The 17,326-nt window shown below is 65.0% G+C and carries 17 protein-coding genes; 8 read left to right on the top strand and 9 right to left on the bottom strand.

Features of this window, described 5'->3' with window-relative positions:
- Positions 1-2: 2 nt before the first annotated feature.
- On the bottom strand, positions 3-836 hold the full coding sequence (locus tag Q0982_RS00740) for a sulfotransferase domain-containing protein (protein WP_299390882.1): 834 nt from the start codon (positions 834-836) through the stop codon (positions 3-5).
- A gap of 388 nt (positions 837-1,224) precedes the next feature.
- Between Q0982_RS00740 and Q0982_RS00735 the strand changes: the two genes are divergently transcribed.
- The 4 genes from Q0982_RS00735 to Q0982_RS00720 all read left to right on the top strand — a co-directional run bounded on the left by Q0982_RS00735 (position 1,225) and on the right by Q0982_RS00720 (position 5,424).
- Entirely contained in the window at positions 1,225-2,682 is a 1,458-nt protein-coding gene (locus tag Q0982_RS00735) for an undecaprenyl-phosphate glucose phosphotransferase (protein WP_299390881.1), read from the top strand.
- Positions 2,683-2,698: 16 nt separating this feature from the next.
- The gene (locus Q0982_RS00730; RefSeq protein ID WP_299390879.1) at positions 2,699-3,454 is read left to right on the top strand and encodes a hypothetical protein; all 756 of its coding nucleotides are present in this window, start codon (positions 2,699-2,701) and stop codon (positions 3,452-3,454) included.
- A 68-nt stretch (positions 3,455-3,522) separates the two neighbouring features.
- The gene (locus Q0982_RS00725; RefSeq protein ID WP_299390877.1) at positions 3,523-4,095 is read left to right on the top strand and encodes a polysaccharide biosynthesis/export family protein; all 573 of its coding nucleotides are present in this window, start codon (positions 3,523-3,525) and stop codon (positions 4,093-4,095) included.
- A 198-nt stretch (positions 4,096-4,293) separates the two neighbouring features.
- On the top strand, positions 4,294-5,424 hold the full coding sequence (locus Q0982_RS00720) for an outer membrane beta-barrel protein (protein WP_299390876.1): 1,131 nt from the start codon (positions 4,294-4,296) through the stop codon (positions 5,422-5,424).
- Positions 5,425-5,448: 24 nt separating this feature from the next.
- On the opposite strand, the gene Q0982_RS00715 is transcribed toward Q0982_RS00720, so the two are convergent.
- Genes Q0982_RS00715 through Q0982_RS00700 form a run of 4 tightly spaced genes read right to left on the bottom strand, consistent with a single transcriptional unit; the run spans position 5,449 to position 9,715 of the window.
- A complete protein-coding gene (locus Q0982_RS00715) occupies positions 5,449-6,864 on the bottom strand; it encodes a CoA transferase (protein WP_299390874.1) in 1,416 nt (471 codons plus the stop codon).
- Positions 6,861-7,058 (bottom strand): DUF2783 domain-containing protein, encoded by a 198-nt coding sequence (locus tag Q0982_RS00710; protein ID WP_299390872.1) that lies wholly within the window; start codon positions 7,056-7,058, stop codon positions 6,861-6,863. The genes Q0982_RS00715 and Q0982_RS00710 overlap by 4 nt, the downstream gene beginning before the upstream one ends.
- A gap of 7 nt (positions 7,059-7,065) precedes the next feature.
- A complete protein-coding gene (locus tag Q0982_RS00705; protein ID WP_299390871.1) occupies positions 7,066-8,736 on the bottom strand; it encodes an FAD-dependent oxidoreductase in 1,671 nt (556 codons plus the stop codon).
- A 22-nt stretch (positions 8,737-8,758) separates the two neighbouring features.
- On the bottom strand, positions 8,759-9,715 hold the full coding sequence (locus Q0982_RS00700; protein WP_299390869.1) for an MBL fold metallo-hydrolase: 957 nt from the start codon (positions 9,713-9,715) through the stop codon (positions 8,759-8,761).
- A 346-nt stretch (positions 9,716-10,061) separates the two neighbouring features.
- Here Q0982_RS00700 and Q0982_RS00695 point away from each other — a divergent pair, with 346 nt between their 5' ends.
- The 4 genes from Q0982_RS00695 to Q0982_RS00680 all read left to right on the top strand — a co-directional run bounded on the left by Q0982_RS00695 (position 10,062) and on the right by Q0982_RS00680 (position 13,653).
- The gene (locus tag Q0982_RS00695; protein WP_299390867.1) at positions 10,062-11,072 is read left to right on the top strand and encodes a TRAP transporter substrate-binding protein; all 1,011 of its coding nucleotides are present in this window, start codon (positions 10,062-10,064) and stop codon (positions 11,070-11,072) included.
- Positions 11,073-11,075: 3 nt separating this feature from the next.
- Positions 11,076-11,636 (top strand): TRAP transporter small permease, encoded by a 561-nt coding sequence (locus Q0982_RS00690; RefSeq protein ID WP_299390865.1) that lies wholly within the window; start codon positions 11,076-11,078, stop codon positions 11,634-11,636.
- A gap of 19 nt (positions 11,637-11,655) precedes the next feature.
- Positions 11,656-12,957, top strand: a complete 1,302-nt coding sequence (locus Q0982_RS00685; RefSeq protein WP_299390863.1) for a TRAP transporter large permease — start codon at positions 11,656-11,658, stop codon at positions 12,955-12,957.
- A gap of 84 nt (positions 12,958-13,041) precedes the next feature.
- Positions 13,042-13,653: a LysE family translocator gene (locus tag Q0982_RS00680; RefSeq protein ID WP_299390862.1), complete on the top strand. Its 612-nt coding sequence runs from the start codon at positions 13,042-13,044 to the stop codon at positions 13,651-13,653.
- Between the two features lie 33 nt (positions 13,654-13,686).
- Here the strand turns inward: Q0982_RS00680 and Q0982_RS00675 are convergent, their stop codons facing one another.
- From Q0982_RS00675 to Q0982_RS00660, 4 genes are read right to left on the bottom strand one after another with little or no spacing between them, the layout of a single operon-like run.
- Positions 13,687-14,178 carry a MarR family winged helix-turn-helix transcriptional regulator gene (locus tag Q0982_RS00675; protein WP_299390860.1) on the bottom strand — a complete coding sequence of 164 codons (492 nt, stop codon included), beginning with the start codon at positions 14,176-14,178 and terminating at the stop codon, positions 13,687-13,689.
- 1 nt (position 14,179) lies between these two features.
- Positions 14,180-15,502, bottom strand: a complete 1,323-nt coding sequence (locus Q0982_RS00670; RefSeq protein WP_299390858.1) for a TRAP transporter large permease — start codon at positions 15,500-15,502, stop codon at positions 14,180-14,182.
- Positions 15,499-16,047, bottom strand: coding sequence for a TRAP transporter small permease (locus Q0982_RS00665; RefSeq protein WP_299390856.1), 549 nt, complete (start codon positions 16,045-16,047; stop codon positions 15,499-15,501). Before Q0982_RS00665 ends, Q0982_RS00670 begins: the two co-directional genes overlap by 4 nt.
- 3 nt (positions 16,048-16,050) lie before the next feature.
- Positions 16,051-17,301 carry a flavin-dependent oxidoreductase gene (locus tag Q0982_RS00660; RefSeq protein ID WP_299390855.1) on the bottom strand — a complete coding sequence of 417 codons (1,251 nt, stop codon included), beginning with the start codon at positions 17,299-17,301 and terminating at the stop codon, positions 16,051-16,053.
- Between the last annotated feature and the right edge of the window lie 25 nt (positions 17,302-17,326).

Here is a 17,326-nt window from a genome sequence, read left to right as displayed (position 1 = left end):
CTCTACAGCGACCAGTTCGCGAACGGCATGCCGGTGAAGTCGCGGAAGCGCATGGCGTCGTCCTTTAGCAAATTCTTCAGTTCGGCGCGCAAATCCTCGTCGATTCGCGGCAACTCACCCTGTGGCGCGCGCCGAAGCCGGTTCAGCATAGCTTCGTAGAGCGGTTGGGGGAGGCGTCCTTTTATGGCCTTCAGCAATGGGGATCGCCGGGCCCGGAAGTACCACTGCGGCAGCCCCTGCAGACTGCTGCGTTGGTTGTGGGCCCGATCGAGTCCATCGACCGCGACCGCGCTGTCGACCTCAAGGAAATCGAAGACCTGGCGCACGAGGCTGTGCGGGCGCTCACGCAACTCGTCGAAACTGGCCACGAAGATCTGGTCGCGCGGGAAAAAGTCCAGGTAACGGCTGAGTTGCTTGAAATAGCGGCTGCACTCAAGGTAATTGCGTCCGGCCCTGGTGCTCAGGACATGCCGGGGGTCCGGGTTCGCTTCGCCTGCAATGGCGTGATGGTGATACTGGGACAGAAAGCGGTCGACCGGATCGCGCACGATGTAAATCAGCCTCACGCCCGGCGCCGTGTCGAAGATGCGCTCCGGCACGCCCGGAAACTCCGTGTGCTTGGTGTAGTTGGGCGAGGCCTCGCCGTTGATCCGGGCGCCGCTGGCGAACTGCGCTCGATACCAGTCCAGTCCCTGCGCAAAATTCTGCTTGGCCAGGAAGAAGTCGGTTTCCTTTTCACGCGAAAGCCCGATATCCGGATGTGCTCCGAGGTAGCGGTACAGGCTGGTGGTACCGCACTTCATGGCACCAATGATGATGAAATCCGGCGCCATCATGGCTTCCCGCTAGCGGTCGTCGTGAACGTGGTTCCGTCTTTAGGTTTCAGCCCTGCGATCACGAAGACGCCAAGGGGCTCTCGGCTCCTGCGATCGGCCAATTCTGTGGCCGTCTTTTCGCGGTCGCACAAAGGCCTGAAAGATGCCAGTGATTTTCCTATGACAGAGAGGGAAGTCACAACAAAGCCCACAGTTAGACCACGCGAAATCACACTTTCGCATGTTCGGAAATGGCTATTGTTTTGCGGTGCAGTAGAGAGGGGTGTCTCGTTCGGCTTCGGTGTTCGAGACCTGCGTCGTTAAACAGGATCGCGCGACAGAACGATCACAGACGCGACGGGTATGCCTAGGAACGCAGTGCCGCTGAGTCTGACAGGGGGATTGTGTAATGGATGCTGCGCTGGCGGCAGTGGACGGAAAACGGGCTAGTCGGGACGTCAGGCCGATCTCGCGCATCGCCGTCGACATCGTTTTTCGCGTTTGCGATCTGATGATTATCGGCCTCCTGGGCCTGGCAGTGTTTTTCCTCCGGCAGGCAGAAGATCCAAGTCTGTACTACCCCAAGTACCTCGGCGCGATCGTCGTTGCCATGGTGGTCGCCACGATGATGCTCCACCGTTTCGACGTGTACCGGGACGACTTTCTCTTCGCCAAGCGCATCCCTTACGGAAACATCGTCACCGCCTGGACGGTCACCTTCTGCGTCTTGCTGGCCCTGGCCTTTCTTATGAAGGTGTCTGACACCTACTCACGCATCTGGGCGCTTTCGTGGTTCTTGGGCAGTTGTGCGGGCCTGGTTGCCGGCCGACTGCTGCTGCGGCGCTGGGTGCGCGGGCTAGCTGCGGCCGGTCGCTTCGCCAATCGCACGGTTATCGTCGGGGCCGGGGAACAGGGGCGCCGATTGGCTGCCTACCTCCAAACCCACGGCGATCTGAGCACCAAGATTGTCGGTTTTGCGGATGACCGGCGTTCCCGGGTGCTGCGGGAAAGCAATGGCGTGCCGCTCCTGGGCACGGTGGGAGACCTGATTGGGATGATCCGCCGGGACGAGGTGGATCAGGTTGTTGTCGCGTTGCCCTGGACCGCCGACCAGAGGCTGAGGGAGGTCGTTGGCCAGCTTGAGCGCACACCGGTTCCGGTCAGGCTGGCACCGGATCTTGCGGCCTTCAGCTTTCCCGACCGCACCTTTACCCGGCTGGCCAGGTTGCCCGTGATGCAGCTCTTCGACCGGCCAATCTCCGGCTGGTCCTTCATCCTCAAAACGATTGAGGACCGCGGCATCGCGGCCCTGCTGCTGTTTCTGCTCTCGCCCCTGTTTCTGCTTGTTGCTCTTGCGATCAAGTTCGATTCGCCCGGGCCGGTCTTCTTTCGGCAGAAGCGCTACGGCTTCAATCACAATCTCTTCGATTGCTGGAAGTTCCGGACCATGCACCACCACATGACCGACGCCAATGCAGAGGTCCTGACGCGCCGCAATGACGGGCGCGTGACGCGCGTCGGCCGCTTTCTGCGCAAGACCAGCCTCGACGAATTGCCGCAGCTCATTAACGTCCTGAAGGGCGACATGTCCCTGGTTGGGCCGCGGCCCCATGCCACCTCCGCCAAGGCCGGCGGTCATCTTTATGAAGATGCGGTCGATGCCTATGCCGCGCGTCACCGCGTCAAACCGGGCATCACCGGCTGGGCCCAGGTGAACGGCTGGCGCGGGGAGACCGACACGGTCGAAAAGATTGAGCGTCGGGTCGAGCACGATCTCTTCTACATCGAGAACTGGTCGCTGGCCTTCGACCTGCAGATCCTCATCAGAACCGCCTTCGTCGTTCTCGGCGATCGCGAAGCCTATTAGAAGGGAGCCTGACATCTTGCCGGACACCATGAAGGTTCCCCCTCTGCGCAAGGCCATTATCCCTCTGGGTGTGAGGCCTCTCGGGCTCCAGCCGATCGCCGGAGTGCCGGGACAGGCGCCTTCCTTTGCCGGAGAAGACCGCGATCTGCGTGCGGTCGTGGAAGAAGCGCGTGCCTGCGGATTGAGCGAGTTGGTCCTGGTGACGGAAGATGGGGTGACCGTCGTGGACGACCGCCGCGGCGGACGCCACATCCACGTTTTGGGTTGGCCTTCCGCAGCGGACCCGGAGGGCAGCGACGCGCCCCGGCCGCGCCAGATCAGGGTCGGGCGTCAGAGCGGCCAGCGCAGCCTTGCGACCGCGCTGCTCGCCGCTCGCAAGGTCGTTGGCCAGGAGCCGGTGGCCGTGCTCGTGCCGGCCCAGCCACAGACCGGTGGTGCCATGGCGATGCTGCGCCTGGCGGCACGCTATCGGCAGGCAGGCGGGAATGCGGTTGCCGTGCTGGATGACGGTCTGAGAGAGCGGGATGGCTGCTTCGCCGCGGTCACGGCGGCGTCCTTGGGCCGCTACATCCTGCAGCCGCAAGTCTTCGAGGCGCTTGAGAGTCAGGCCGTTCCTGACCTTCATGCAGCCGTTCTCTCAACCGCCGAGGCTTGGCCTCTGAGCGTGGTTGCCATGCGCATTGAACCGGAACCCGGACAGAATCGTGCCGATCGGCTGCGCCAACCAGCGGAGGTCTGGGCGGGCAGCCGCTTGTCCGAGGCCGGCGACTGATCGTGATCGACGCACTGCCGACCGGGGAGCGGCAGGCGGTGTTTGTAAGGTGAGTAAAGGAGGAGGAGATGCACGTCGGGGGAAGCTTTGCCGTCAGGTCTCTGGCGGCGGCCATGCTTTCGATTCTCGTTGCCGGATGCACCGGGGCAGGGTCTCTGCCGCCGCTTCCGGCCAAGGCGGAAGGACCATACAAGTTGGGTGCCGGCGATCGGGTCCGCCTGGTGGTCTTCGGGCAGGAGGAACTGACCGGAGAATACCTTGTCAGCGATTCCGGGTTCGTGACGGTGCCCTTGATCGGGGCGGTCGATGCGGAAGGCATGAGCGTTCAGCAGCTCGAGGATGCCGTTGCCGAGAAACTCGCGCAGGGAATCCTGGTCTCTCCGAACACAACGGTCGAGATTGCGACCTACCGGCCATTCTATATTCTGGGCGAGACCAGAGCGCCGGGACAATACGCCTATGTGCCGCGGATGACGGTGCTCACCGCGGTCTCGATCAGCGGAGGGTTCACCTTCCGGGCGGATCAGGACACCGTTTCGATCACCCGAGAAGTTGATGGCGGGCTTGCGGAGTTCAGGGCCGATCCGCTGGCGCTCGTGCAGCCGGGCGACGTGATCAACGTTTACGAACGCTACTTCTAGGCGGTTCCCATTTCTGATTCCGTTGATCCTGTCGCGGTTCCGCCGCCGATGACCGCTTTGCCACGCCCTGACTCTTCGGCCCCGGGGTTGCTCGCTGTGCGGCGGATGGCCTGTGCCGTGCTGGCAGGGGGGCTGGCAGGAGGACTGGCAGTTTCCCTGGCGGCCGCTCCGGCGGCGGCGCAGGAAAGTGGCGAGCCGGTGGCCGTCTTTGAACGGCCGCGCGAGGCCTTTGATGCAAAAGGGCTCGACCTGGGTGGGTTTCGCCTGTTCCCAAGCCTCAGCGTCAGCGAGACCTATGACGACAATATCTTCGCCGACGAAAGCGGCGAGGAAGACGATTTCATCACCTCGGTCGCGGCATCCTTGGTTGCCCGGAGCGAATGGTCGCGCCACAGCCTGCGCGTTGTCGGCCAGATCCGGGATCAGACCTTCCTGGACAACTCGAGCCAGGACCGCACCGAATACCTGGTTCGTCCGCAGCTTCGGCTGGATCTGGCGGAGCGGAACCAGGCTGATCTCAGCGCCGAGTACAGCCGGCAGGTCATCGGCCGCGACGACCCGGAGGATACCGGTGAAGAGGACCCGACGGAGTTCGACCGTTTTCAGGTGAATAGCGGCTATACCCACCGTTTCAACAGGGTTTTCGTGGGCGGGCAGGTGCAGGTGCGCCGGGACGACTACGTTTCCACCGGCGATGACGACCGCGACCGCATCGAGTATCGTTTCGGCCTGCCGATCGGCTATGAGATCTCCGAAATCACTGACGTGACTTTGGAGCCCTTTTTCCGCATCCGGGAGTTCGATGAACTGGACGAAACAGGCGCGGACCGCGACGCGCGGGCGGGCGGCGCCACCATCGGTATTGAAACCGAGCTGAGCCGCCTCGTGCATATCGCCCTGGATGTGGGGTTCATTGCCAATGACTTCGAGGACCCCGACTTCAATGACGATGTCGACTTCATCGTCGACGGGGATTTCACCTGGTACGTCACCGAGCTGACAACCGTGAAGGGGCGCCTGGCGCGGCGGGACAATGCGACCAACACGCCCGGGTCTTCGTCAAAGACCCAGTCGACGGTTTCCGGCGAGGTCCAGCACGAGCTGATGCGCAATGTTCTGTTGGTGGCCGAGGCGCGTTACGTCCAGGACGATTTTCGCGAGGTGGACCGTGTCGACGACCGCGCCATCTTTTCCGTCGGCGGCGAGTACTTGATCAACCGCTACGTCTCGATCGGGGCGGACTACCGCTATGTGCAACGCTGGTCGGATGACGAGGACAGGGATTTCTCCCGCAACCTCGTGACGCTCGGGCTGCGCACCAAGTTCTAGGAAGCAGCCCCAGGCTCGGGGCGCTTAGGGCCACGCCGGCGGGTGGCTGCCCAGAGGAACGCTCGGGCGCGCAAAGGCGGGCGGCGTTTCTGACATCTGCGCCGCATGCCTGATGGCGCTGAGGCGCCCGAAACCGGAGGCCAGGGTTTCCATCAGGCTTTCCAGGTAGCGCTCTTCCGGTTCCGCGCAGTCGTGGCCGCCGGCAACCCGGCCAAGACTCTGCAGCCAGCGGCCGCTGCGCGCCAGGGAAACCCTGACATGCCAGCTACCGCCCTCTTCGGCTCGTCGGATCAGGGCGGCAATGGCCCCGAAGGCCATAAGGTATCCGGATGCGTGGTCGAGCGCTTGGCAGGGCAGTTCCTTCGGGCCCTCGACCCCGGCTGCCTGCGCTTCCGCATGATTGATCCCGCTGGCGGTCTGGACCAGGGAATCGAAGCCGCGCCGTCCGGCCCACGGCCCGTCGTAGCCATAGGCGTTGAGGGAGACATAGACGATGCCGGGCCGCAGGGCGGCGGCCTCGGCCGGGCCGAAGCCATGGCCGGCCACCGCGCCGGGACGGTAGCCCTGGACGAAGACGTCGGCATCACGCAGGAGGCGGGTCAGGCCTGCGCGGCCTTCCGCTTGGCGCAGATCCAGGTGCGCTGAAAGCTTGCCGCGGCCGCTGTCGATCACCAGAGGTTCGATGAAAGGCAGGTGCGGGCCGGCGATCCGCATCACCTCCGCACCGTGGGCGGCGAGGGCGCGGCCGGCGACAGGCCCGGCGATGATACGGGTGAGGTCGAGAACGCGGATGCCGGCGAGAGGACGGGGTGCAGCATTTGGCGGTTCCGGCGCACTCTCGCCGATGCGTTCTATCGACAGGACGGGTTGTGCGGCAAGGGCTGCCCCCTGGGGGCTGTCCAGCCAGTCTTTTGCGCTGCGCATCATCGTCGCCACCAGGCCGCGCTCGGCGACCGCGTCCTCGAAATCCGCCGCCTGCCAGCCGTTCAGGGCCTGCTGCACCGCGTCCCGCTCGTAGGCGCAGCCGAGCAGGGCCAGAGTGCCGTCGCAGTGGTGCGGGAAGTTCGTGTGCAGGCGCACCCAGCGGCCATCACCCGTACGGTAGACGCCCGCAATGGGGTCCCAAAGGCGCTTCGGTGCCTCACCGTCGACCCGGAACAGCCGCTCGCTGCGGAACTCGCAGGCCGCGTGCCGCATGTCGACGGCAACCTCCTGGGCACTCCCGCCGCGCAGGCGCCAGAAGGCCGCCGCAGCCAGTGCGGTTGCCGCAATCGTGGTCTGGGCGACCGTACCGACTGCGAAGGAGGAGGGGAGAACCGGCTCGCTGCCGGTGAGCACAGCCGCGTCGGCCAGCTCGCCGTTCAATCCGGCGAGGGCCAGCAGGTCGCCCAGAACCGCCCGCGGCGCGGGTGGTGGTGTCGTCGGAAAGGGGGCTGTCACGGCTTCGGCCGGGCAGCGTCGATGGCCTCGCGCAGAACCCGCATGTCGCCGATGTGGTTGGCGAGGAGCAGCACCAGCTTCGCGTTGACCTTGGTGCTGTCCTCCGGGGCGAGATCCCGGTGCAGTTCCATCAAGGCCGCATAGAAGTCGTCGGGGGCGGCAAGGCCCGGGTCCGTTCTCAGATGTTCCGGCATAAAAGACTCACGCAAGGGAAAGAGACTTGGCCATGGCTTTGCCGACGCTGTCGGCCCGAAGCGCGGACCAGCGCCCGGCCAGATGCTGGTCCGGACGGACCAGATAAAAGGCGCCGGGCCTGGCGCCGTAACGTTCGGCGAAAAGGCCCTCGCTGTCCACCCAGGCGGCCTCGGACCCTGCCACGGCGGCACCTGGTGCGCGGATCGCCAGTACTCGAAGCTGCGGCCAGGCCTCCGCCAGTCGGTCACTCTCTGAAGAGCTGCCCGCCGCAGCATCATCGCCATCCTGGTAGTGTAGGCCAACGAAACCGCCGGCCAGCAGTTGCAGCAGCCAGGCTTTCTCGTTCCCCCGGATGAGCGGTGCATCGGCGCAGGGCGCGCCGACCGGAAGGCCCGGGGGCTGCCGGCCCTCTGAGGCGGTGAGGAGGGGCGATCCTTCCAGGATTGCCGGGCGCGACAGGCGGCCGGAGTTGACCAAGGGGCGGGCAAAGGGGTGCTCTGCCGCCAGCTCCAGGGTTGCGTCGCGGAAGAGCTGGCTGATCGCAGTCTTCGGTGTGATGAAGTCGGTGCTGCGGGTGGAGTTCAGGATGTTCTCGTCGGCCGCCGGTATGCGCTCGGCGTCGTAGCTGTCCAGCAGCCGCTCCGGCGCTTCGCCTTTCAGAACGGCAGCGAGTTTCCAGCACAGATTGTCACCGTCCTGCAGGCCGCCGTTGCCGCCGCGGGCGCCAAAGGGCGAGACCTGGTGGGCGGAGTCGCCGATGAAGAAGATGCGGCCGTGACGGAAGCGCTCCAGCCGGCGGCACTGGAAGGTGTAGACGGACACCCAGTCGATCTCGAAGTCGACGTCGTCGCCGAGCATGGCCTTCAGGCGAGGGATCACCCTTTCCGGCCGCTTCTCCTCTTCCGGGTCGGCGTCCCAGCCGAGCTGCAGGTCAATCCGCCAGACGTTGTCCGGCTGGCGGTGCAGCAGCGCCGACTGACCGGGATGAAAGGGCGGATCGAACCAGAACCAGCGTTCGCTGGGAAAGTCTGCCTTCATGACCACGTCGCAGATCAGAAAGCGGTCGCGGAAGACCTGGCCGGTGAAGTCGAGGCCCAAGGCCCGGCGTACCGTGCTCCTGGCCCCGTCCGCCGCCAGCAGATAATCGCAGGTCAGGTTGTAGGGGCCGTCGGGCGTGTCGATCTCCAGAGCCGGGTCAGCGGCGTCTTGGTCCACGGCGACGACGCGGTTCTTCCAGCGCAGATCCACAAGCCCCGTCGCCATGGCCCGCTCCACAAGCCACTCTTCGGCGTAGTACTGCTGCAGATTGATGAACGCGGGCCAGCGGTGTCCCCCCTCGGGCAGCAGATCGAAGTCATAGATCAAGCTGTGGCGCCAGAAGACCTTGCCCTTGTTCCAGGTCACGCCCTTGGTCTGGATCTGTGCACCCAGACCCAGACGGTCGAGGATTTCCAGGCTGCGTTTGGCAAAGCAGATGGCGCGGGAGCCGAAACTGACGGTGTCGTCGTCGTCCAGGACCACCGTGGCGATCCCCTGCTGCGCCAGATCCACCGCTGCCGCGAGGCCCACGAGGCCGGCACCGACAATGACCACGGGATGGTGGGCGGCGCCCGCGCCGGCACCTTGATCGGCACTGCGGCGATAGGGATAGCGTGGGTTCTTGTAGGTCTTGGGCATGCCCGCGGCGTTTCGTCTTCGACTAGTCCTGTTCCAGGGCCCGCCACATCTCCACGTCGCGCTCGGCAGTCCAGATCCTGGGGTCGGTGATGCCGGAGGCCTCGTCGTAGGCCCGCGCGACGTCGAAGGGCATGCAGTGCTCGAAGATCACCCAGCCGCCGAACTTGGGTTCCAGCCGCTCGAAGGTCTCGCCGTAAATGTCCTTCAGCGCCTTACCTTCCGCCACGCCTTTGGCCACCGACTGATACATCTCGGTCAGGAAAGCCTGCGTGCCGGCGATGCCGTCCTCCACCGCTTCAGGGGTCTTCAGGGCGGCGCCGCGCCCGGGCACCAGTTTCTCTGCCCCGAGGTCACGCAGGCGGCCCAGCGTCTCGGGCCAGTCCTTCAGATAGGCATCGCCGGTATAGGGCGTAGCACCGAACTCCACCAGGTCGCCGGCGAAGAGGACTTTTTCCTTCGGCAGCCAGACCACGGTGTCGCCCTTGGTGTGGCCGCGGCCGAGCTGCAGGATCTGCACCTCGCGCTGGCCCAGATGGAGGGTGAGGGATCTTTCGAAAATCACGTTCGGCCAGGTGAGGCCCGGCACCGTTTCCACCGACTGGAAGAGCCGCGGGAAGCGCCCGACTTCGGAGTCGTAGTCCTGCTGGCCACGTTCGACGATCAGGTCGTGGGTGTCACGGCTGGCGATGATCTGCCTGGCGCCGTAGGCCGAAGCGCCGAGCACGCGCACGGCGTGATAGTGACTGAGTACGACATAGTCGATGGGTTTGTCGGTCACTTCGCGGATGCGGTCGATCACCCCCTGGGCCATGACCGGGGTCGCCTGCGTGTCGACCACCATGACGGAGTCATCGCCGATGATGATGCCGGAATTGGGATCACCCTCCGCCGTATAGGCATAGAGTCCATCGCCCAGTTCCTCGAAGGTGATCGTCTTTTCCTCCAGGTCGCCCTGGGATGCGAAGGCCTTGCCCGCCATCCTGCCGTCCTCTCCTCACTGTCTGCCGGGCCCGCTTCTCGGCGTGACCCCGTATCTTTGCGCCGTTTGTGCGCAAACTTCTGTTCCAGGATGTAACCGTCAAGTCCTGGGTCTGCGCAAGCGTCAGCCGAAGCGCCGGTATGCCGCACTACCCCCGGTAAGTGCCGCCGGTGGCCCTATTGACCGCCGAACGCAGCATGCGATCTAATGCCGGGAGTATCGCAAAAGGCGAAAGACGGCGCGACCCACCTCTTGCGGCCGGAGACCAGCCGGCCAATCCCGGATCACGCGCCGCATTCTGCGGCCAGGCCGCGCCCGGCCCTGCCGGTAATCAGAGGGGGTAGCGATGACACTCTTGAGAACCTGTATGTCCGCTTTGCTGGGGGCTGTCGTGGCCGTCGGCGCCGGACTCTCTGCCGCGCAGGCAGCCGAGGAATGGCGGATGGCGCATAAGATGCCGCCCGACAGCCCGGAAGGAAAAGTTTTCCAGCGCTTCGCCGACCTGACCGAGGAATACAGCGGCGGCAAGCTGAAGATCAAAATGTATCCGAACGAGCAGCTCGGCAAGACCAACGCGGTGATGGAGCAGCTCAAGCTGGGCACCGTGCATCTCTATGCCGAGGGCTCCACCTACATGAAGAAGTGGGTGCCCGAAATCACCTGGATCAGCGCTGCCTTCCTCTTCGACGACCGCGACCACTGGGTGCGGTTCATGAACAGCGATATGGCCAAGGGCTGGTTCAAGAATGCCTCGGAGCAGGCGGGTGTCGGCGTGCTGGGCGACCCGACAGCGATCATCCGCGGGCCTTACCGGGTCATGGTGACGAATGAAGACGTGCGCAGCTACGAGGACATGAAAGGTCTGAAGCTGCGCATGCATCCCAACAAGACCGCGATTGCGACCTGGACCCATCTCGGCGCGGACGTGAAGACCCTGGCCTGGACCGATGTCTATCAGGCCATCGACAAGAAGATTGTCGGCGCGGTGAACAGCCCCATCGCCCTGGTCGAGTCCATGCGGTTCTACGAGGTGGCACCCCACGTGGTCCGCCATGACGAGTACTACCAATCGATTGGCTTCATGACGAACCAGGCGGCTTACGACAAGCTCGCCCCGGAACTGCAGGATGCCGTCAACCGCGCTTACGTCGATGCCGGTGCCTACAGCCATGACATCATGGGTACGGCAGCGGAGGAGTCGATTGCCCGCATGAAAGAACAGGGCGTGACCTTCGTGAATATCGATCGTAAGCCTTTCGTCGAGTCCATGGCGCAGTTCTATCAGGACCTGGAGTCCCAAGGGGAACTGCCCAAGGGTTTCCTGGCGATGGTCGAGGCGACACGGACCCCGCAGTAAGCGGTGTCGGGGGGACAACACCTTGAAGGCGGGCCGCTGGCGCGGCTCGCCTTCCGCCTCGACGGTCTGCTGGAGGCCCTGGGCCGGGTCTTTCTGGTAATCGCCAACCTCTGTCTTCTGCTGATGCTGATCGGCACGGCGGCGACCATCCTGCTGCGTCCGCTGAACCTCTCGTTCTATTGGATCTGGCCCTGGACGATGCAGTTCTTCGTCTGGATGTCGTTTTTCGGCTTCTATGCCGTTTACCGCTTCCGCAAGGATATTGCCGTCGACTTTGTGGTGTTGCGCCTGGGGGACGGCGCGATGCGCGGCACGCGCTACTTCGTCGCCCTCGTGGTGATGACGGTGACCGGCGTGATCCTACTGCAGATGCCCACCATCATCGCATCCCAGGTCGGGGTGATCGACGCTGTGGTGACGCCCTGGGGCGAACTGGAGCGCTACACCCTTTCGATCCCGCTGGGAATCTCCTGCCTTCTGATCTTCATGAACGCCCTGCTGGACTTCGTGAAGGCCTGGTTCGACTGGCCGGAGCCGCACACGCTGCCGGCCGTGGACAGCTAGAAAAGGGGACAGAGAGAGCGTGGCCGCCGTCCTCTTCATCGCCTTCATCGCGCTGATCCTGCTGCGGGTGCCGGTGTCCATGGCCATCGGCGCGGCGGTTCTCCTGGCCTTCGCGACCTCTGAGTTTTCCGATGCCCTTTACATCGTCCCGCAGCAGATCCTGGAGGGGGTGAACAAACCCTCCCTCGCTGCCGTGCCTTTCTTCATCATGGCCGGCAACCTGATGAACGTGGTCGGCATGACCGACCGCATCTTCAACTTCGCCAATGCCCTGGTGGGGCACTTCAAGGCCGGGCTGGCGCAGGTCAACGTTCTCTCGTCAATGATCTTCGCGGGGGTTTCGGGCGCCGCCGTGGCGGACTGCGCCGGGCTCGGTACCATCGAGATCAAGGCGATGAAGGAGCGCGGCTACAAGGCGGAGTTCGCTGCGGCCGTCACGGTCTGCTCGGCTGTGGTCGGGCCGATCATTCCGCCCTCCATCGGCCTCGTCGTCTATGCCTTTCTGGCTCAGCAGTCTATCGAGCGGATGTTTCTGGCCGGCGTCGTTCCCGGCCTGATCGTCGGCCTCTCGCTGATGACCTTCAACCGCATCCTGGCCATTCGCCACAACTTCCCCACGCAGGAGAGAGCCGGCCATCGGGAAGTGCTGAGCACCGGCATCGACGGCGTGCTGGCCCTCGTCGCGCCGGGGATCATCCTGGGCTCGATCCTCGGCGGCATCGTGACCGCGACCGAGGCTGGGGTGCTGGCCTGCCTCTACTGCCTGGTGCTCGGCGTCGTCTACCGCTCGCTGACCTGGGCACGGCTGTGGAAGGCGCTCACCGACACCATGCTGATGACCTCGGTGATCATGATCATCATCGGCTTTTCCATCGCCATGGGCTGGCTGCTGGCCATCGAGCAGGTGCCGCAGAAGCTGGGGGACGCGATCTTCGCGCTGACCGAGAGCCGCGCCGTCTTCCTGGCGCTGATGATCGTCTTCGTCCTGCTTATCGGCTGCGTCGTGGAGGGGGTGCCGGCGAAGCTCATGCTGGTTCCCATGCTGCTGCCGGTGATCGACAGCTTCGGGGTCGACCGCGTCCACTTCGGCATTGTCCTGCAGTTGGCACTGCTCATCGGCATCGCCACGCCGCCCATGGGGATCGGCCTCTACATCATGGTGGAGGTGGGGAAGGTGCCCTTCGAAAAGGTCACCATGGCAGTCATCCCGTTCCTGGTCCCGCTGATCGTGGTCCTGATCCTCATCACCTACGTGCCGGCGCTGACCCTCTGGCTACCGGACCTGGTCCTCGGCCCGGACACGGCGGTCATCTTCAACTGACAGCGCCCTTCCGGCCGGCTTGAAAAGCCGTTGGATCTCTGGTCTTTTGTGCTGTCACGCTGCCTGCCTTCGAAAGGGTTTCCGATGTCCGCCGAATATCTGCTGACCTCCATCGTGGTCATCCTGCTGCCCGGAACCGGGGTCATCTACACCCTTGCCTACGGGCTCAGCAAAGGCTGGCAGGCCAGCGTTCTGGCGGCTTTCGGCTGCACTCTTGGGATTCTGCCGCATATCGCGGCCAGTATCGCCGGGCTGGCGGCCCTCCTGCACACCTCCGCCCTGGCGTTCCAGATTGTGAAGTATCTCGGTGTGGCCTATCTGCTCTACATGGCCTGGGGCATTCTGCGGGAAGGCGGCAGCCTGGAGGTTTCGGAGCGCAGCGCGTCGGTCTCCGGCATCAAGGTCATCGTCAACGGCTTCCTGCTGAACATCCTGAATCCGAAGCTGTCGCTTTTCTTCCTGGCCTTTCTGCCCCAGTTCGTGCCGGCGGCGGCGCCCAACGCCACCGCTTCGATGCTGGTGCTGGCGGCCACCTTCATGGCGCTGACCTTCATCGTCTTCGTCGGCTACGGCGCTTTCGCCTCGGCGACCCGGCGCTACGTGATCTCGAAGCCCAGGGTCATGCTGTGGTTGCGGCGCGGCTTTGCCGGGGCCTTCGGCCTGCTCGGCCTGCGCCTGGCTCTCGCCGAGCGCTGAGCCTTACAAACCCTGAGGCCGCAGCCGCGCGGGTCAGCGCCGGGCGCGACGGCCTTCGGGTTCTGTGTATCCGCTCAAAGCATCGCGCTCCGTAAGCTGGCGGATGGCCTCCAGCAGCGCGCGGCGCTGCGCGGCACTGAGACCGGCGAAGAGCTTGTCCTCCGCCAGATCGATCTGCGGGCGGATGGCCCTGAACCAGGTTTCGCCCTTGGCGGAAAGCCGATAGCCGATGGACCGGCCGTCGCCGGATTTCCGCTCGCGGAGCAGGACGCCGTCGCGGATCAGTGGCTTCAGCGAAGTCGTCATGACCGAGGGGGCGGAAGCCATGGCAGCGCAGATGTCCTTGTGGCTGACCCCGGGGTTCAGCATCACCAGTTCCAGTGTCATGAACTGCAGCGGGGTGATGGCCTGATCGGCGAAGACCTCGGAGAACACCTGCTGTCCGCGCAGGAAGGCATGGCGGAAGAGATGTCCGCCCAGGCCGTTCAGCAGGCCGTAGTCCAGGTGTTGCGGTGGGCGCGTCATTTCAGAACATCGCCCGCATCAGCCACAGCGTGATCCCTGGAAAAGCCGCCAGCACCACAATGCGCAGGATGTCGCTGAGCACGAAGGGCGCCACCCCGCGATAGGTGACGCTCAAAGGAATGTCGCGCGCCAGGGAATGAATGATGAACAGATTCAGGCCCACAGGGGGCGTGATCAGGCCGACCTCCACCACCATCAGCGCGAGGATGCCGAACCAGATGGCCGTTTCCTCCGGCGTCAGGCCGAAGTCCAGAGCCATGACGATGGGGAAGAAGATCGGGATGGTGAGCAGGATCATGGAGAGCGAGTCCATGACGCAGCCGAAGACCAGGTAGCAGGCCAGGATCAGGGTCAGCACCACCCAGGGCGAGAGCCCGGAGGCCGAGACCCAGTCGGCGGCGGCCTGGGGCGTCTGGGTCAGGGCGAGAAAGGTGTTCAGCGCCTGGGCGCCCAGCACGATGAAAAAGATCATGGCGGTGGCTGAGGCCGCGCCCAGGACGCAGTCGACGAAGTCCCGGCGGCTGAGCCGGCCGACCGCAAGGGCATAGGCGCCGGTGGCGACGGCGCCGATGGCCGCCGCCTCGGTCGGCGTGAACCAGCCGAGATAGATGCCGCCGATGACGAGGGCGAAAATGAAGACCACCGGCCAGATGGCGGCCAGGGCCCGGAAGCGCTCCCGATAGGGGACGCGGGGGGCGGTCTGGGCTGCTTCGGGCCTTACGCGGGCATAGATTGCGACCGTGGCCATGTATCCCAGTGCCGCCAGGATGCCGGGCACCAGCGCAGCAACGAACATCTTGATGATGTTCTGTTCGGTCAGGATGGCGTAGATCACCAGGATGACCGAGGGTGGGATCAGGATTCCGAGTGTGCCGCCGGCCGCCAGCACGCCGGTGGAGAGCGCATCGGAGAAGCGCAGGCGCCGCATCTCCGGCAGGGCGACCTGCCCCATGGTGGCGGCGGTGGCCAGCGAGGAGCCGCAGACCGCGCCGAAGCCGCCGCAGGCCCCGACGGCGGCCATGGCGACGCCGCCGCGGCGGTGGCCCAGCCAGTCGGCGGCGGCACGGAACAGGCTTTCCGACATGCCGGACTTGGCCGCGAACTGCCCCATCAGCAGGAACAGCGGCACGATGGAGAGCGAGTAGCTGGAGAAGGTGTCGTAGGTCAGCGATTTCATCTGGGCGAGAACCGGCACCGGCGTGCCGGTGACGATCCAGGTGCCGGCCAGGCCGGTCAGCAGCATGGCCGCGCCGATGGGCATGCGCAGGAAGATCAGCCCAAGCATCACTGCAAAGGCGAGGGCGGAGAGGGCAAGGCCGCTCATCGTATCTCCTGCCTGCGGATCGCCTCATTGAGGCTGCGCCAGACGGTGTAGAGGCAGACGAGCGCGAAGAAAACCGCCCCGGGAAAGGCTGCCGCGTAGGCATAGCCCAGCTTGAAGCCCAGGATCATGGTCGTTTCGCCGTAGGAGAACTTGTCGAGCATGCCGAACCAGAGCCGCCAGGCGATCAGCCCGGCGGCGGCGGTGAGGGCGATGTTGCCGACCATCGCCAGCGTCGCCTGGGCCCTCACCGGCAGGCGGGAGATGAAGATATCCACGGTGACATGGCCGCGGCGGTACTGACACCAGGGCAGAAAGGCAAAGACCGCGATCGCACAGCCCGCCTCCACCAGCTCGAAGTCGCCTGGTACGGGTCCCAATCCGGCAAAGGAAAAACCGCGTCCGATGATCGAGACCACGGTCATCAGCGCGATGGCGGTCAGCACCACGCCGCCGGCCAGGGCAAGGATGCGGCAGACCGCGCCGAGCGCGCGCCCGACGCGGGCTTCCAGTTGGGGGGCGACCCCCGCTGCCTCTGCGCTGGTCACGGATCAGACGGCGACGATCGATGGGCGGGCGTTCAGCGTTTCCACATCGAAGCCGGCGATGTGCTTGTAGGCTTTCGCGGTGCGATCCAGCTCTTCATAGCTGAGCACGTCCTCAATCTTCTCGAATCCCCCTGGTGCCCGTTCCTCGACGATGTCGAGGACCCTGTCCGGCCCGTCGCCGCGGTTGGCCGTGACGATCTTCGCCGTGGCCGGGCGGCGCTCGTCATCGTAGGCGGAGAGCGCCTCCGCCGAAAGCCCCCTTTGAAGCAGTTCGCGGGTCAGCACCCGGGCATCGATGATGGCCTGGGTCGCCCCGTTGGAGCCGATCGGATACATCGCATGGGCCGCGTCGCCCAGCAGGGTCATGCGGCCATGGGTCCAGCGGGGCAGGGGGTCGCGGTCGACCATGGGGTATTCGTAGACGCTTTCGGCCTGGCGGATGATCGTCGGGACGTCCAGCCAGTCGAAGTGCCAGTCGGCAAAGCGCGGCAGGAAGTCATCGAGCGCGCTCTTGCGGTTCCAGTCCTCCCGCTTCCAGAGGGTGTCCGGCGGCATCGCCAGATCGGCGATCCAGTTGATGACGGCGCCGTCCGCGTCCTCGGAGAGCGGGTAGCAGACGAACTTGCGCGCCTTGCAGCCGGCCATGGCCATGGCGGCCCCGCCCAGGAAGCGCGGGCCGCGGGTGACGCCGCGCCACATCATGATCCCGCCCCAGACCGGCAGGCCCTCGTCGGGATAGAGCTCTGCCCGGGCGGTCGAGTGGATGCCGTCGGCCGCGACGAAAAGGCTGCCGCGTTCGGTCCCCAGAGACCTGCCGGTCTCCCGCTCGGAAAGATCGACCTCCACGCCCTCTGCTGTTTCGCGCCAGGCCTCGACGGCCGTTCCGCTGCGGATCGCTTCCGGCCCCAGCCGTGCCTGCGCCGTCTCCAGCAGCATCATCTGCAGCTTGCCGCGATGAATGGAGAACTGCGGCCAGTCGTAGCCGGCGCTCTGGCCCCGCGGCTCCTTCCAGATCAGCTTGCCGCCGGTGGAGAAGTAGGCCACCTCGCGGGTCCGCAGCGCGATCCGGTCGAGATCCTCCAGCAGGCCGAGCTCGGTCAACTCGCGCACTGCATGGGGTTGCAGGTTGATACCGACGCCCAGCGGCTTCAGTTCCCGGACCGCTTCGAAGACCTTTACGGGGATGCCGGCCTGATCGAGGCTGAGCGCCAGGGTGAGGCCGCCGATGCCGGCCCCGGAAACAAGAACGGTCATGACAAAGTCTCCTCACGTGAGTGCT

Source organism: Pelagibius sp. (assembly GCF_028281305.1).
In the GTDB taxonomy this organism is placed as follows: domain Bacteria; phylum Pseudomonadota; class Alphaproteobacteria; order Kiloniellales; family Kiloniellaceae; genus Pelagibius.
The sequence above is the reverse complement of the archived record's forward strand: the minus strand, read 5'-3'. Positions and strand labels throughout refer to the sequence as shown.